Raw genomic sequence first — 13,917 nt, forward strand, 5'->3', positions numbered from 1 at the left:
TGGACCGACTCCGAGCCTATCTCGGACCTCGTATGCCCACCGGGCTGCGAGCTGGTCAGAAAAACTAACCGAACGAGATCGAGCACCATGAAGGACCTGAACTACCAGCTGAAAGCCCTCTGCCGGAACAACCGGGACGGGAGCCATGCGACACGGGAGATTCGAGAACGCCTTTTGAGCCAGATGGCCAATCAGCTGCTGGTGCTCGGCTATCGCCGTCTGCAGCCACGCTCGCTCAAACCGAAACACGTCGAGGCCCTGGTCTCTCTGTGGAAAGGCCAGGGCCTCGGTATCGGAACGCTCAAGAACCGCCTCGCCGTCCTCCGTTGGTGGGCTGCGAAGGTGAACCGGGCCAATGTCGTGGCCCGTGACAACGGGGCCTACGGCATCGGGGAGCGCCACTACGTGGCAAAAACCTCCAAGGCCCGGGATCTCGACCCCGGGAAGCTGGCCAGGATCAAAGACCCCTATCTCAGGCTGAGCCTCCGGCTCCAGGCCGAGTTCGGCCTGAGGCGTGAGGAAGCCATCAAGTTCAGCCCCAGCTATGCCGTCCGCCAGGACCACATCTGCCTGAAGGCCAGCTGGACCAAGGGCGGGAGAGAGCGCTCAGTACCGATCATCCGGGAGTCCCAGCGAGCCCTGCTCGAGGAGATCCACCGGTTCGTGGGTGGCGGCGCCCTGATCCCGCCGGACCGGAACTATGTCCAGCAGCTCCGCTGCTATGAGAGCCAGACCAAGGCCGCAGAGCTGAAAAAGCTCCACGGCCTCCGCCATGCCTACGCCCAGCGCCGCTATCGGGAACTGACCGGCTGGCCGGCGCCGGTGGCGGGCGGGCCTGCACGGAAAGTCCTGGGCCCGGTAGAGCGCGCCATTGATGAAGAGGCCCGCGCCACCGTGACCGCGGAGCTGGGCCACACCCGCCTTAACATCACTAACAGCTACCTGGGCCGATGACCCAGCCGGCCAGGAGATCCGCCCTGCTACCCCGCCTGGTCCGCTTCCGGGATGCGCCTGCCTACCTCGGCATGGACCGAAACCGCTTCAACACCGAGGTCCGCCCCGGCCTCACCGAGATTCCCATCGGCCGCCAGGGCATCGCCTTCGACCGCCTTGAACTGGATACCTGGGTGGACGACTATAAGTCCCGCAACGGGCGTCCCACGGCACGAAGGAGAAAGCCATGGGACGAATGAGACCTGCCGGACTCGTCAAACGCGGCGATATCTGGCACATCGACAAGAGGATAGGAGGCAGACGCCTGTGCGAGAGCACAGGAGAGACGGAGCTTGATAAGGCGGAACTCTACCTGGCCATGAGGATAGAGAGGGCCCGCCGGGCGTCGATCTACGGCGAAAGACCCAAGCGGACGTTTCGGGACGCGGTCAAGCGGTATCTCCGCGAGAACCAGCACAAACGGAGCATCGACGACGACGAGCTGCACGTGAAACAGCTCGACCCGCTTATCGGGAACCTCGATCTCCGCATGGTTCACATGGGGACGCTGCAGCCCTTCATCGCGAAGCGTCAGCGCCAGGGGAAGAAGACGAAGACCATCAATATCGCGCTGGCGGTGGTGAGGCGCATCCTGAATCTGGCCGCCTCGCAGTGGATGGACGAGTACGGACTCACCTGGCTGGAGCGACCGCCGAAGATCACCCTGCTCAAGGTGACGGATGCGCGGAAGCCCTACCCGCTGTCCTGGGAGGAGCAGACGCGGCTCTTGAAGGAGATGCCGGACCATCTGGCCCGTATGGCGCTCTTCAAGGTGAATACCGGCTGCCGCGAGCAGGAGGTGTGTTCATTGCGCTGGGAGTGGGAGGTGGAAGTCCCCGAACTCGAGACTTCCGTCTTCATCATCCCGGAGGCACTGGTCAAGAACGGTGAGGAGCGACTCGTGGTGCTGAACCGAATTGCCAAGTCGGTTGTCGACGGCGAGCGGGGCAAGCACGAGGAATACGTCTTCACCTGGCGGGGCCGGCGGCTTGGCAAGATGAACACGACGTCGTGGAGACAGGGACGAGCGCGCGTGGGACTGCCGCAGGTGCGAGTGCACGATCTGAAGCACACCTTCGGCCGGCGCTTGAGGGCCGCCGGGGTGAGCTTTGAGGACCGCCAGGACCTGCTGGGACATCGCTCCGGGAGAATCACGACCCACTACTCGGCCGCCGAGCTGGAGAACCTGCTTTACGCAGCGAACCAGGTGGTTGGGCAGGGGTCACGCAAGGCTCCCGCACTGCTCGTTCTGAAAAAGAAAGCGGCTAGCGCCTGAGCACTAACCGCTTGATCTAATTGCGAAAAATTGGCGCGCCCGGAGAGATTCGAACTCCCGACCGCCTGGTTCGTAGCCAGGTACTCTATCCAGCTGAGCTACGGGCGCGTGTAATCGTGTTGTTCGTGCTGCAGGTCGCGCCTGAAGGCGCTCCTACATGAAGTAATCTGGCGGAGAGAGAGGGATTCGAACCCTCGAAGGGCTATTAACCCTTACTCCCTTAGCAGGGGAGCGCTTTCGACCACTCAGCCATCTCTCCGTTCCCTGCCACCGGTCACCGCCGGCGCGAGACCGCCATTGTAGCGGTCCCTCGCGAGGGCCCGAAAGTGTACTGAGTCCGGTGGGTCGGGTAAAGGGTGCGGGCAGCTACTCGCCGCCGCCGTTGGTATACGTGGCGCCGTTTACCGCGCCCGAACCGTTTCCCTGTTCGAGCTGGATGCGCTCGAAGATCTCTTCTCGATGCACGGCCACGTCGCGCGGCGCATTAATGCCGATTCGGACCTGGTTGCCTTTGACCCCGAGCACTGTGACGGTGACATCATCCCCGATCATCACGGTCTCTCCGACGCGGCGAGTAAGTATCAGCATCCTGTCTATCCATCCCCTGTCAGGCAGTGCGGGCAAGGCGGCGATCGACTGGCTTGCAACCTTGGATCACTTGGGCTCAGCCCTCAATGCTGTCCAACTGATGTATACCACCCACAGTATCTATTAATTTTTTCCCACAAACGGCACAGCCCGCCGGACAGATTCGAGAATTTAAATAACTTTTTGATATGACTCGAATTACCGGCCTACCTGTCGAGCAACGTCTACGTGGTGACCGATTGCGACCCATGCAGCCTCCCTCACTGCCAATGGTATACCAATAACCAGAGACGAGCCAAGCGGGGATGGGTTGCAAAAGTAGACTGGGTCAGGTTATGCGTTCTGCGACCCAGTCGCGAACGCCGGCCAGGGCCGCGTCGAGCGCCGCCGGATCGTTGCCGCCGGCCTGGGCGAAGTCCGGCCGCCCGCCGCCCTTGCCACCCACCTGCTCGGCAATGGTGCGCACGAGATCGCCGGCCTTGACCCGATCGGTCGCATCCTTCGTGACCCCTGCCGCGAGGCGCACCTTGTCGCCGTCGGCCGAGCCCACCACCACGACGCCGCGGCCGAGCTTGTCCTTGAGCTGATCGACGGTGTCGCGCAGCGTGGCCGGATCCGCGCCGTCGATGCGCACGGTCAGCACCTTGAGGTCACCCACGGTCTCGGCGCCAGCCGTGAGGTCGGCGGAGCCGCCGCCGGTCGCGAGCTTGCGTTTCAGGTCGGCCACCTCTTTCTCGAGCGCCCGGTTGCGCTGGACGACCTGACGGACCTTGCTGGCCGCATCGTCCCGGCTGCCGCGCACGAGATCGGCGATCTGCGCCAGTGCCTCCTCCTCGGCCTTCACCCAGGCGAGCGCCGTCTCGCCGGTCACGGCCTCGATGCGGCGCACGCCGGCGGCCACGCCGCCCTCGCCTGTGATCTTGAACAGGCCGATGTCGCCGGTGCGGCTCACATGGGTGCCGCCGCAGAGTTCCATGGAGAAGTCGCCGAGGCGGAGCACGCGCACCTCGTCGTCGTACTTCTCGCCGAACAGCGCGACGGCGCCGGCGGCGATGGCATCGTCGTAGGTCATCTCCCGAGTCTCCGCGGCGACGTTGCGGCGGATCTCCCGGTTCACCAGGTCCTCGATGCGCCGCAGCTCTTCCGGCGTGACGGGGTCGTAATGGGAGAAGTCGAAGCGCAGGCGGTCCGGGGCCACCAGCGAGCCCTTCTGGGTGACGTGGTCGCCCAGCACCTCGCGCAATGCGGCATGGAGCAGGTGGGTGGCGGAGTGGTTCAACCGTGTGCGGTTGCGCCGCTCGGCGTCGACTTCGGCACCGACGCTGTCGCCGACCTTCAGCGTGCCGGCCTCCAGCTTGCCGTAGTGGACGTGCGCGCCGCCGCTCTTGCGAGTGTCGGTCACCCGGAAGGCCGTGCCGCCGGCGCTCAGCACGCCGGTGTCGCCCACCTGGCCGCCGCTCTCGGCGTAGAACGGCGTATCGGCCAGCACGACGCCGCCCTCTTCGCCGGCGGCGAGTTCGGTAACGGTCTCGCCGCCTTTCACCAGCGCAATCACCTCGGACTCGCCGCTGTCCCGCTCGTAGCCGGAGAAGCGGCTCTCGGCGTCGACGGCCACGCCCTCTCCCTCGGCCGCGTCGAACTTGCTGGCCGCCCGGGCGCGCTCGCGCTGCCCTTCCATCGCCGCCTCGAAGCCGGGCTGGTCGATGGTAAGGCCGCGTTCGCGGGCGATGTCCGCGGTGAGGTCCACGGGGAAGCCGTAGGTGTCGTAGAGCCGGAAGACGACGTCGCCGGGGATGACCTCGCCGCTGAGGCCGGCGATGCTCTCCTCCAGTATCGCCATGCCCTGCTCCAGGGTCTCGGCGAAGCGCTCCTCTTCCCGCTTCAGCACCTTCTCCACGTGGGCCTGGCGGCGGACCAGCTCCGGGTAGGCCTCGCCCATCTCGGCGGCCAGCGGCTGCACGAGCTTGTGGAAGAAGGGCTCGGTCACGCCCAGCTTGTAGCCGTGGCGCAGCGCCCGGCGGATGATGCGCCGGAGCACGTAGCCGCGGCCCTCGTTGCTCGGGTCCACCCGGTCGGTGATCAGGAAGGCGCAGGAGCGGATGTGGTCGGCGATGACGTTCAGCGAACTGGAGCCGTCGTTCGCCACGCCCATGATCTTCGCGATGGCCTCGATCAGGTTGGCGAACAGATCGATCTCGTAGACGCTGTGCACGCCCTGCATCACCGCCGAGATACGCTCGAGCCCCATGCCCGTGTCGACCGAGGGGGCCGGCAGCTCGGTCATGGTGCCGTCGGCCGACCGGTCGTACTGCATGAAGACCAGGTTCCAGACCTCGACGTAGCGGTCGCCGTCCTCTTCCGGCGAACCCGGCGGCCCGCCTGCCACCCCGGGCCCGTGATCGAAGAAGATTTCGCTGCAGGGTCCGCAGGGGCCGGTGTCGCCCATGGCCCAGAAGTTGTCCTTCTCGCCAAGGCGCGAGAAGCGCTCGGGGTCGATGCCGATCTCGTTCAGCCAGATATCGGCGGCCTCGTCGTCGTCCCTGTACACGGTGACCCAGAGCTTCTCCGGCGGTATGCCCAGCTTCTCGGTGACCAGCCGCCACGCGAAGTCGATGGCCTCGCGCTTGAAGTAGTCGCCGAAGCTGAAGTTGCCGAGCATCTCGAAGAAGGTGAGGTGCCGGGCGGTATAGCCGACGTTCTCCAGGTCGTTGTGCTTGCCGCCCGCGCGGACGCAGCGCTGGGAGCTCACGGCACGCACGTAGTCGCGCTCCTCCCGGCCGAGGAAGACGTCCTTGAACTGCACCATCCCCGCGTTCGTGAACAGGAGCGTGGGGTCGTTGGCGGGCACGAGCGGCGAGCTCGGCACCACCTCGTGGCGCTCGTCGGCGAAGAACTCCAGGAACGCCGCCCGGAGTTCGCTGCTGGTCATGGATTTCATGGCGTGAGAATCTACCAGATGTTCGTCGGCAGAGTAGCGGAGATCGGGCCGGACGGCCCCGGATTCAAGCGGTGGCGCCGCCCCGGATGGCCGCCTGGATCTGGTCGGAGTCGAAGCCCCGGTACTCGAGGAAACGCATCTGCTTCGCCCGGCCGGGGAAGTCCGGCGGCACGGACTTGCCGAATTTCTTCGACCGCACCTCGGCGGCCAGCTCGTACCAGTCGATGTCGGCCTCGTCGATGCCGTCCTCGATCAGCGCTTCGTTGACGCCGCGGCGCTCGAGTTCCTGGTAGATGCGGACGGGGCCCTGACCCTTGCGGGCCCGGGCTGCGATAAAGGACTCGACGAAGCGGCTGTCGCTGAGCAGGCCCTCGTCCTCCAGGGCGTCGAGCGTCTCGTCCGCGAGATCGCCGGTGGCGCCCGCCGCCGCCAGCTTGTGCCGGAGTTCCCAGCGGCTGTGCTCCCGCCGGGCCAGGAAGTCCATGGCACGACGCCGGCATTCCGCCGGCGTCATATCACTTTCTTCGAGTTCGCTCACCGTCGATCAGGCTTCCTTTGCCTCGGGTTCCGGTTCGCCCGGCGCCTTCTTCGCGGGCAGCAGCAGCTCGCGGATCCTGCCTTCGATCTCCGCGGCCACGTCCGGGTGCTCCCTCAGGTATTCCCGCACGTTCTCCTTGCCCTGGCCGATGCGGTCCTCGCCGTAGCTGTACCAGGAGCCGGCCTTCTCGATGATGCCATTGGCGACGCCGAGTTCAATGATCTCGCCCTCGCGGGAGATGCCCTCGCCGTAGAGGATCTCGAACTCGGCCTGCTTGAATGGCGGCGAGACCTTGTTCTTCACCACCTTTACGCGGGTCTGGTTGCCGATGACCTCGTCGCCCTTCTTGATGGCGCCGATACGGCGGATGTCCAGCCGCACGGAGGAGTAGAATTTCAGCGCGTTGCCGCCGGTGGTGGTCTCCGGACTGCCGAACATAACGCCGATCTTCATGCGGATCTGGTTGATGAAGATCACCATGGCGTTGGAGCGCTTGATGTTGCCCGTGAGCTTCCTGAGCGCCTGCGACATGAGCCGCGCCTGCAGGCCCACGTGGGAGTCGCCCATCTCGCCCTCGATCTCGGCCTTGGGCGTGAGCGCGGCCACGGAGTCCACCACGATGACGTCCACCGCGCCGGAGCGCACCAGCATGTCGGTGATCTCGAGCGCCTGCTCGCCGGTGTCCGGCTGGGAGACCAGCAGATCATCCACGTTGACGCCGAGCTTCTCGGCGTACTGCGGGTCGAGTGCGTGCTCGGCGTCCACGAACGCCGCGGTGCCGCCGGCCTTCTGCGCCTCGGCCACCACCTGCAGCGTCAGCGTGGTCTTGCCCGATGACTCCGGGCCGTAGATCTCGACGACGCGGCCGTAGGGCAGCCCGCCGATGCCGAGCGCGACGTCCAGGCCGATGGAGCCGGTGGACACCGAGTCGATGTCGCGCGCCGGCCCGCCGTCGCCCAGCCGCATCACCGAGCCCTTGCCGAACTGCTTCTCGATCTGGCCCAGCGCGGCGGCCAGCGCCTTTTTCCTGTTCTCGTCCATGGTGTACCCGCAGCCTGTTGCGATTCAGTTATGAGAACCCGCGATTATTCCACAACGGCGACCATACATCAGCCATGGGAATCCGGGCCAGTGAGGCAGTTTCTCGACGCCGCGGCTCATCTCTCCCAGATGCGGAGCGACCGGTAGACCGAGCCATTATTGCCGTTCTCGGAGCGCACCAGCGCCACCTGCCGGCAGGGCCAGACGAGCGGCTCCTCCAGCATCTTGCGCACGCTGCGCTCGGCCTTGCGCCCCAGCGTCACGTGGGGCTCCCAGGGCCGCGTCTCCGGGGTCCAGCCCAGCGCGGCCATGGCGGCGCTCATCTCCCGCTGGTAGACGGCCAGCGCCTCCGGGCAGTCCTCCGCCACCAGGCTCAGGACCTTCGGCCGGCGCCAGTACTTGATGCGGTCGAAGACGAGCGCGGCATCCGGGATATCCAGTGCGTCCACCACCATCTCGATCTGCTCGCGGGCCTGCACCGGCCAGTTGCCGACGAAAACCAGGGTGACATGCAGGTTATCCGCGGGCACCGGCCGGGCACGGGCCCGTTCCACGGCGGGCGCGGCCACCGCCTCGATGCGCTCGCGCAGCTCCGTATCCGGCCAGAAGGCGACGAAAAGGCGCTCGGTCTCGGTGTCCTCCGGCGGCCCGTCGTGTTGTTCCGCTCCGCTCATCGGCCACTCACCCCGGGGCCTCTCACACCGGAATCCGCGCCAGCACACCGCCCAGGGCGTGGCAGACGGTGCGGCGCCGGACCGTTTCCCGGTCGCCATCGAAGTGGACGCATTCAGCATAGGTGACGGGCGTGGCTCCGCTGACCGCCCAGGCGAACCACACCGTGCCCACCGGCTTGTCCGGCGCGCCGCCGTCCGGCCCCGCGATACCGCTGACCGCCGCCGCAATATCGGCGCCGCTGGCCGCCAGCGCACCGGCCGCCATCTCACGCACGGTCTCCTCGCTGACGGCGCCGTACTCGTCCAGGGTCTCGGCGCGCACGCCCAGCAGGGAGCGCTTGGCCTCGTTGCTGTAGGTGACCAGTCCGGCGCCGAACCAGGAAGAACTGCCGGCCACGTCGGTGAGCGCTTTGGCGATCCAGCCGCCGGTGCACGACTCCGCCGTGGTCACACGACGCCCCGCGGCCAGCAATGCCTCGCCCGTGCGCCGGGCCAGTGCGGCGATGTCCTCGAATTCCGTCATGGGTCTTCCGTGTTCCTGTCGGCGCCACCGAGCACCTCCCGGTACAGCGCCAGGTGGCGTGCCGCCATGCGCTCGGGGGTGAATTCGCTCCGCACCCGGGCGCGGCCGGCCTCGCCCAGACTGCGGGCCAGCGCGGGATCGGTCAATACCCGCAGCATGGCGCGGCCGAGCGCCTCGGAATCCCCCGGCGGCACCAACAGGCCCGTGCGCCCCGGCTCCACGGCCTGGCACACGCCGCCGGCGGCGAAACCGACCACCGGCACGGCCGCGGCCGCCGCCTGCAGCAGCGCCACGCCGAGTCCCTCCGCCAGTGCGGGATGCACCACCAGGTCGAGGGCTGGGAATATGCGCGTCATGTCATCGCGGAAACCGGTCATCAGCACCCGATCGGCGAGGCCGAGTCGCCGGATCTCCGCGGCCAGAGACTTCCCCAGCGGCCCGCGGCCGAAGAAGATCACGCGGAGTCCGGGGCACTCTTCCAGCACGGCGGGCATCGCCTCGAGCAGATAACGATGGCCCTTGCGCTCGATCAGCTGGGCGACCACGCCGGCCACCGGCGCGCCGGCCGGCAGGCCGAATTCGGTGTGCAGCCATTCCCGCTCCGGCGGCCCGGCAAACGGCTCGGGATCCACGCAGTCCGGGATCACCGTGATACGCCGGCGGTCGATGCCCGCGTCCGTCAGCACCCGCTCGATGGCGTTGGAGATGGCGACGATGCGGATGTACGGCCGGTAGCGCACGGCGGCCAGCCAACGCGGTTCCGGGTTGTCCACCCGCCGGGAGACCACCGCCCGGATGCCGCTGCGCCGGGCCGCGAGGCCGCCGAGCAGGTCCGCGCCGCGACGGCTGTGGGCGTGCAGGATATCGGGCCGCTCCTCCTCCAGCACCCGGCGCATGCGCGGCAGGAAGCCGAGGTCGTGGTCGCCGCGCATGGTCACCTCACGCACCCGGTGCCCCGCGGCCCGCGCGGCCTCGCCCACTTCGCTGCCGATGGCGCTGACCAGCAGGTGTTCGGAGTCGTCGTGGGCGAGCGCATCCAGCAGGTAGAGTACTTGCTGGGCGCCGCCGTACAGGTTGAGTCCCGTCTCCAGGTGCAGAATCTTCATGGGTGGTCCGCGGATCCGCGGCTACGAGAACCGGCAGTGGGATTGGCCCGTAATGTACCCCCGGCCGGCACCCGCAGGAACCCACGGCGTCACAGATGGTGTCACGGATGGCCCGGCAAACCGGCACACCCGCCGACCTGCCCACGGCCTGCGCACGGCCTGCGGCGGCCCATCGACTTGCCGCCCGCGACGGGCTAGCCTATCCGGCCCGCCCTCACACCGGAAAACAGCGAAGAATGAGCGCGTCCGCCCGTGCAGAACACACGCCGATGATGCAGCAGTATCTCGGCCTGAAAGCCGAGCATCCCGACACGTTGCTGTTCTATCGCATGGGCGACTTCTACGAGCTCTTCTACGACGACGCCCGCCGCGCCGCCGGGCTCATCGACATCACGCTCACCACCCGGGGCAAGTCCGCCGGCGAGCCCATCCCCATGGCCGGCGTGCCCTACCACGCGGTGGACAGCTACCTCGCCAAGCTCGTGAAGCTCGGCGAGTCGGTGGCCATCTGCGAGCAGATCGGCGATCCGGCCGCGAGCAAGGGGCCGGTGGAGCGCAAGGTGGTGCGCATCGTCACGCCGGGCACGCTCACCGAGGCCAGCCTGCTGCCCGAGCGGCGGGACAACGCCGTGGCGGCCGTGGTGCTCGCCCGCCGCGAGATCGGCATCGCCTGGCTGGATCTCTCCGCCGGGCGCTTCCTGGTGAGCCAGGTGTCGGACGAGGCCGCACTGGCGGCGGAGATCGAGCGGCTGCAGCCGGCGGAGATACTCTACGACGAGGAGGGCGGCGTGCCGGGCTGGCTGACGGAACGCGCCGGCGCCCGCGGCCGGCCGCCCTGGCACTTCGACGGCGAGACGGCCACAAGACTCCTGTGCGAGCAGTTCGGCACGCGGGACCTGACCGGCTTCGGCGTCGACGGTCTCGAGATCGCCATCCGCGCCGCGGGCGGTCTGCTGGAGTACGTCCGCGACACCCAGCGCGGCGCCCTGCCCCACATCGACGGCATGGCCGCGGAACAGCCGGACGACGCCATCCTCATGGACGCGGCCACGCGGCGTAACCTGGAGCTCGACCGCAGCCTCTCGGGCCAGGACCAGCACACGCTCGCCGGCGTCATGGACACCTGCCGCACGGCCATGGGCAGCCGGCTGCTGCGGCGCTGGATAAGCCGGCCCATCCGCAGCCACGAAGTGATCGGTGCCCGCTACGACGCCGTGGCCATGCTGCTCGACCGCGGCCCCGACGAACTGCGCGATCTGCTCGCCGACGTCGGCGACCTGGAGCGCATCCTCTCCCGCGTGGCGTTGCGCACCGCCCGTCCGCGGGACCTGCGCCAGCTCGGCGACAGCCTGGGACGACTGCCCGACCTCGCCACGCTGCTCGCCGGCCTCGACGCACCGCGCCTGGCCGAGCTCGCGGCCGATGCGGCCGAGCACCCGGACACCCACCGCCTGCTGGATGCCGCGCTGGTGGAGAATCCGCCCATGCTGATCCGCGACGGCGGGGTCATCGCGACCGGCTACGACGGCGAGCTCGACGAGCTGCGGGAGATCAGCGCCAACGCCGACCAGTATCTGGTGGATCTGGAGCAGCGCGAGCGCGAGCGCACCGGCCTGCCGACGCTGAAGGTGGGCTACAACCGGGTGCACGGCTACTACATCGAGATCAGCAAGGCCCAGGCGCAGAAGGCCCCGGAGGAATACACCCGGCGCCAGACGCTGAAGGCGGCGGAGCGATTCATCACGCCGGAGCTCAAGCGCTTCGAGGACCAGGTGCTGAGCGCGCGGGAGCGCGCGCTGGCCCGGGAGAAGGCGCTGTACGAGGGCCTGATCGACGCGCTGCACGAGGTGCTCGGCCCGCTGCGCCGCACGGCCGCGGCGCTGGCGGAGCTGGACGTCCTCGCCTGCTTCGCCGAAAGGGCGGGACGCCTCGGCCTGTCCCGGCCGACCCTCGCCGAAGAGCCGCGCATCGCCATCCGCGCCGGCCGCCACCCGGTGGTGGAGCGGGTGCTCGAGACGCCTTTCGTGCCGAACGATCTGGAACTCGACGACGAGCGGCGTCTGCTGATCATCACCGGTCCGAACATGGGCGGCAAATCCACCTACATGCGCCAGGCCGCGCTCATCGTCATCCTCGCCCACATCGGCAGCTTCGTGCCGGCGGACGCGCTGGAGATCGGCCAGGTGGACCGCATCTTCACCCGCATCGGTGCCTCGGACGACCTGGCGGGCGGCCGTTCCACCTTCATGGTCGAAATGACCGAGACCGCCAACATCCTGCACAACGCCACGCCCGCGAGCCTGGTGCTGATGGACGAGATCGGCCGCGGCACCAGCACCTTCGACGGCCTGTCGCTGGCCTGGGCGGCGGCCCATCACATCGCCACCCGGCTGCGCGCCTTCACCCTGTTCGCCACCCACTACTTCGAGCTCACGGCGCTGCCCGACGAACTGCCCCACGCCGCCAACGTGCACCTGGACGCCACGTCCCACGGCGACCGGCTCATCTTTCTGCACGCGGTGAAACCGGGTCCGGCCAACCAGAGCTACGGCCTGGAGGTGGCCGCGCTGGCCGGCGTGCCGAAGTCGGTGATACGCCGCGCCCGCCGCCACCTGGAGCAGCTGGAATCCGCCCAGCACCACCGCGACCACGGCCCCCAGCAGGAACTGGCCCTGGCGCCCCCGACGCAGGACGATCCGCCCGACGATGCGCTACGCGAGACGCTGGAGGACCTGGACCCGGACGCGCTCTCTCCGCGGCAGGCGCTGGACCTGATCTACAAGCTGAAGGACCTGGCCGACGACTCGTAGGAGGGCCTTCAGGCCCGACCCGGCCTGCCATCTGCATTCTTTTGTGGCCGCAGTGGCGTGAAGGAGGTGCCTGTCAGTAGCGCTTACTGACACGTGCCAGTCCTTACGGCGACGGGCCCGTCAGCGGGTGGGCATAGGTTGCGGGGTCGTCCGGGCCGACTGGAGCCAAGACGGCGGGAAGGAGGCCCGGCCGAAGCGAAGGAGGACAGGACGTCCGACTGAGCGTCCCCACGACCTATGCCCACCCGCTGATGGGCCTACGCGAATAGAAGGGCATCGTTCAGCAAAAAGCGGATCGGGCCTGAAGGCCCTCCTACGCGAATTTTCCGCGGCGGAGGAAGGTCTCCGCAGCGGCGGCGGCGACGCGGGAGAACAGGAGGCCCGTGTGGGTCACATGGAGGACCAGGTGGTCGGCGATGCCGGGCAGCTTCGTCTCCGCCACCCGCACCGTGCCGTCGTGGGGCGGCTCCAGGCGGCCGAGCAGGCGGCCCGCGCCCATGCCCCTGCTGCCGGCGATGACGCCGGTGCACGCGGCAAGGTACGGCGGGCACCACTCGGCCGCGCTCGACTCGAGCACGCCGCCGGCGATGCTGCGGCCGGTGAGGCGTCTGCCGAGGCCGAATGAGGACAACCGCTCCGCGGAGCGGCTGCCGGTCAGCGGCGAACCCAGGCAGACGATGCGGCCCGGCGGCGCCTCGCCCCAGCCCGCCAGGGTGCGCAGTATCAGGACGCCGCCGAGGCTGTGGCCCACCCAGTCGATGCGATCCGCGCGCAGGCTGTCGGCGTAGGCGCGGAGATCCCCGGCGTTCGCGTCGATGCCGTGGCGGATGGTGCGCCAGGAGTAGAGGTGGACATCGTCGCGGCCGGCCTTGCGCAGGCGGCGGGCGAGCCGCTTCAGCGCCCAGGACCCGAGCCAGAGGCCGTGCACCAGGACGAGTGCGCTGCGTTCGTCCTCGCGGTTCAACCCAAGTCCCTGGCCAGGTCTTCGAGCGCCTCCCGGTTAGTCCAGGACCAGACCCGTTCGATGGCTTCCTCGAGGGGCACCCAGGTGAACGCGGAATGCTCGCTCGGGCTCAGCACCACGTCCCGGGGCTCGTCGAGCCGGAAGCGCCATTCGTATTCGACGTTCTCGAAGATGCCGGGCGGATAGCGGTCCCGCCAGCGGGGGTCGATGACGAAGACCCGGCTGACGCCGGTGTAGGCGAGCGTGCCGTTGTCTTCGAAGCCGGTCTCCTCGGCGAGTTCCCGGGCGGCCGCGCTGTCGTGGGTCTCTTCGGGCAGCAGGCTGCCGGTGATGGACTGCCAGAACTCGAACGGCCGCTGGCGATGCAGCAGCAGGACCTCGCCGCTGGCCGCGTAAACGACCACCAGCACCGACTCGGGACGCCGGTAGGGCCTGGCGGGAGTCGGTGCGGTCACGGCGCCGGCGC

Annotated in this window: 13 protein-coding genes and 2 tRNA genes; 4 read left to right on the forward strand and 11 right to left on the reverse strand. The window is 68.3% G+C overall.

Features of this window, described 5'->3' with window-relative positions; all coding sequences use genetic code 11:
• The first annotated feature begins 87 nt into the window (after positions 1 to 87).
• From ACJMKZ_RS04845 to ACJMKZ_RS04855, 3 genes are all read left to right on the forward strand, one after another.
• The gene (locus tag ACJMKZ_RS04845; RefSeq protein WP_405232067.1) at positions 88 to 954 is read left to right on the forward strand and encodes a phage integrase N-terminal domain-containing protein; all 867 of its coding nucleotides are present in this window, start codon (positions 88 to 90) and stop codon (positions 952 to 954) included.
• A gap of 71 nt (positions 955 to 1,025) precedes the next feature.
• The gene (locus ACJMKZ_RS04850; RefSeq protein ID WP_405232068.1) at positions 1,026 to 1,193 is read left to right on the forward strand and encodes a hypothetical protein; all 168 of its coding nucleotides are present in this window, start codon (positions 1,026 to 1,028) and stop codon (positions 1,191 to 1,193) included.
• Positions 1,181 to 2,269, forward strand: a complete 1,089-nt coding sequence (locus ACJMKZ_RS04855; protein ID WP_405232069.1) for a tyrosine-type recombinase/integrase — start codon at positions 1,181 to 1,183, stop codon at positions 2,267 to 2,269. The genes ACJMKZ_RS04850 and ACJMKZ_RS04855 overlap by 13 nt, the downstream gene beginning before the upstream one ends.
• A 31-nt stretch (positions 2,270 to 2,300) precedes the next feature.
• Here the strand turns inward: ACJMKZ_RS04855 and ACJMKZ_RS04860 are convergent.
• From ACJMKZ_RS04860 to ACJMKZ_RS04900, 9 genes are all read right to left on the reverse strand, one after another.
• Positions 2,301 to 2,377 (reverse strand) — tRNA-Arg (locus tag ACJMKZ_RS04860).
• A 60-nt stretch (positions 2,378 to 2,437) separates the two neighbouring features.
• Positions 2,438 to 2,528, reverse strand: a tRNA-Ser gene (locus ACJMKZ_RS04865).
• 107 nt (positions 2,529 to 2,635) lie between these two features.
• Positions 2,636 to 2,857 (reverse strand): carbon storage regulator CsrA, encoded by a 222-nt coding sequence (gene csrA, locus ACJMKZ_RS04870; protein ID WP_405232070.1) that lies wholly within the window; start codon positions 2,855 to 2,857, stop codon positions 2,636 to 2,638.
• A gap of 328 nt (positions 2,858 to 3,185) precedes the next feature.
• Positions 3,186 to 5,795, reverse strand: a complete 2,610-nt coding sequence (gene alaS / locus ACJMKZ_RS04875; RefSeq protein ID WP_405232071.1) for an alanine--tRNA ligase — start codon at positions 5,793 to 5,795, stop codon at positions 3,186 to 3,188.
• 64 nt (positions 5,796 to 5,859) lie between these two features.
• Positions 5,860 to 6,333 (reverse strand): regulatory protein RecX, encoded by a 474-nt coding sequence (locus ACJMKZ_RS04880; RefSeq protein WP_405232072.1) that lies wholly within the window; start codon positions 6,331 to 6,333, stop codon positions 5,860 to 5,862.
• Positions 6,334 to 6,339: 6 nt separating this feature from the next.
• The gene (gene recA, locus ACJMKZ_RS04885; protein ID WP_405232073.1) at positions 6,340 to 7,374 is read right to left on the reverse strand and encodes a recombinase RecA; all 1,035 of its coding nucleotides are present in this window, start codon (positions 7,372 to 7,374) and stop codon (positions 6,340 to 6,342) included.
• Positions 7,375 to 7,490: 116 nt separating this feature from the next.
• Positions 7,491 to 8,048 (reverse strand): RNA 2',3'-cyclic phosphodiesterase, encoded by a 558-nt coding sequence (gene thpR / locus ACJMKZ_RS04890; protein ID WP_405232074.1) that lies wholly within the window; start codon positions 8,046 to 8,048, stop codon positions 7,491 to 7,493.
• Between the two features lie 22 nt (positions 8,049 to 8,070).
• On the reverse strand, positions 8,071 to 8,571 hold the full coding sequence (locus ACJMKZ_RS04895) for a nicotinamide-nucleotide amidohydrolase family protein (protein ID WP_405232075.1): 501 nt from the start codon (positions 8,569 to 8,571) through the stop codon (positions 8,071 to 8,073).
• On the reverse strand, positions 8,568 to 9,677 hold the full coding sequence (locus ACJMKZ_RS04900) for a glycosyltransferase (protein ID WP_405232076.1): 1,110 nt from the start codon (positions 9,675 to 9,677) through the stop codon (positions 8,568 to 8,570). The genes ACJMKZ_RS04895 and ACJMKZ_RS04900 overlap by 4 nt, the downstream gene beginning before the upstream one ends.
• A gap of 236 nt (positions 9,678 to 9,913) precedes the next feature.
• Here ACJMKZ_RS04900 and mutS point away from each other — a divergent pair, with 236 nt between their 5' ends.
• Positions 9,914 to 12,487, forward strand: a complete 2,574-nt coding sequence (gene mutS, locus ACJMKZ_RS04905) for a DNA mismatch repair protein MutS (protein ID WP_405232077.1) — start codon at positions 9,914 to 9,916, stop codon at positions 12,485 to 12,487.
• 313 nt (positions 12,488 to 12,800) lie between these two features.
• Here mutS and ACJMKZ_RS04910 read toward each other — a convergent pair whose 3' ends face one another.
• Both ACJMKZ_RS04910 and nudB read right to left on the reverse strand, forming a co-directional pair.
• Positions 12,801 to 13,451 (reverse strand): esterase/lipase family protein, encoded by a 651-nt coding sequence (locus tag ACJMKZ_RS04910; RefSeq protein WP_405232078.1) that lies wholly within the window; start codon positions 13,449 to 13,451, stop codon positions 12,801 to 12,803.
• On the reverse strand, positions 13,448 to 13,906 hold the full coding sequence (gene nudB / locus ACJMKZ_RS04915; RefSeq protein WP_405232079.1) for a dihydroneopterin triphosphate diphosphatase: 459 nt from the start codon (positions 13,904 to 13,906) through the stop codon (positions 13,448 to 13,450). Before nudB ends, ACJMKZ_RS04910 begins: the two co-directional genes overlap by 4 nt.
• Between the last annotated feature and the right edge of the window lie 11 nt (positions 13,907 to 13,917).

Origin of the sequence: Lentisalinibacter salinarum, from assembly GCF_040706555.1 — a bacterium.
Classification (GTDB): domain Bacteria; phylum Pseudomonadota; class Gammaproteobacteria; order Steroidobacterales; family Woeseiaceae; genus Lentisalinibacter; species Lentisalinibacter salinarum.

Excerpts from the sequence above, each read along its gene's own strand:
- ACJMKZ_RS04845 (WP_405232067.1), top strand. The coding sequence starts at position 88 with ATGAAGGACCTGAACTACCAGCTGAAAGCCCTCTGCCGGAACAACCGG.
- ACJMKZ_RS04850 (WP_405232068.1), top strand. The coding sequence starts at position 1,026 with ATGGACCGAAACCGCTTCAACACCGAGGTCCGCCCCGGCCTCACCGAG.
- ACJMKZ_RS04855 (WP_405232069.1), top strand. The coding sequence starts at position 1,181 with ATGGGACGAATGAGACCTGCCGGACTCGTCAAACGCGGCGATATCTGG.
- csrA (WP_405232070.1), bottom strand. The coding sequence starts at position 2,857 with ATGCTGATACTTACTCGCCGCGTCGGAGAGACCGTGATGATCGGGGAT.
- alaS (WP_405232071.1), bottom strand. The coding sequence starts at position 5,795 with ATGAAATCCATGACCAGCAGCGAACTCCGGGCGGCGTTCCTGGAGTTC.
- recA (WP_405232073.1), bottom strand. The coding sequence starts at position 7,374 with ATGGACGAGAACAGGAAAAAGGCGCTGGCCGCCGCGCTGGGCCAGATC.
- thpR (WP_405232074.1), bottom strand. The coding sequence starts at position 8,048 with ATGAGCGGAGCGGAACAACACGACGGGCCGCCGGAGGACACCGAGACC.
- ACJMKZ_RS04895 (WP_405232075.1), bottom strand. The coding sequence starts at position 8,571 with ATGACGGAATTCGAGGACATCGCCGCACTGGCCCGGCGCACGGGCGAG.
- ACJMKZ_RS04900 (WP_405232076.1), bottom strand. The coding sequence starts at position 9,677 with ATGAAGATTCTGCACCTGGAGACGGGACTCAACCTGTACGGCGGCGCC.
- mutS (WP_405232077.1), top strand. The coding sequence starts at position 9,914 with ATGAGCGCGTCCGCCCGTGCAGAACACACGCCGATGATGCAGCAGTAT.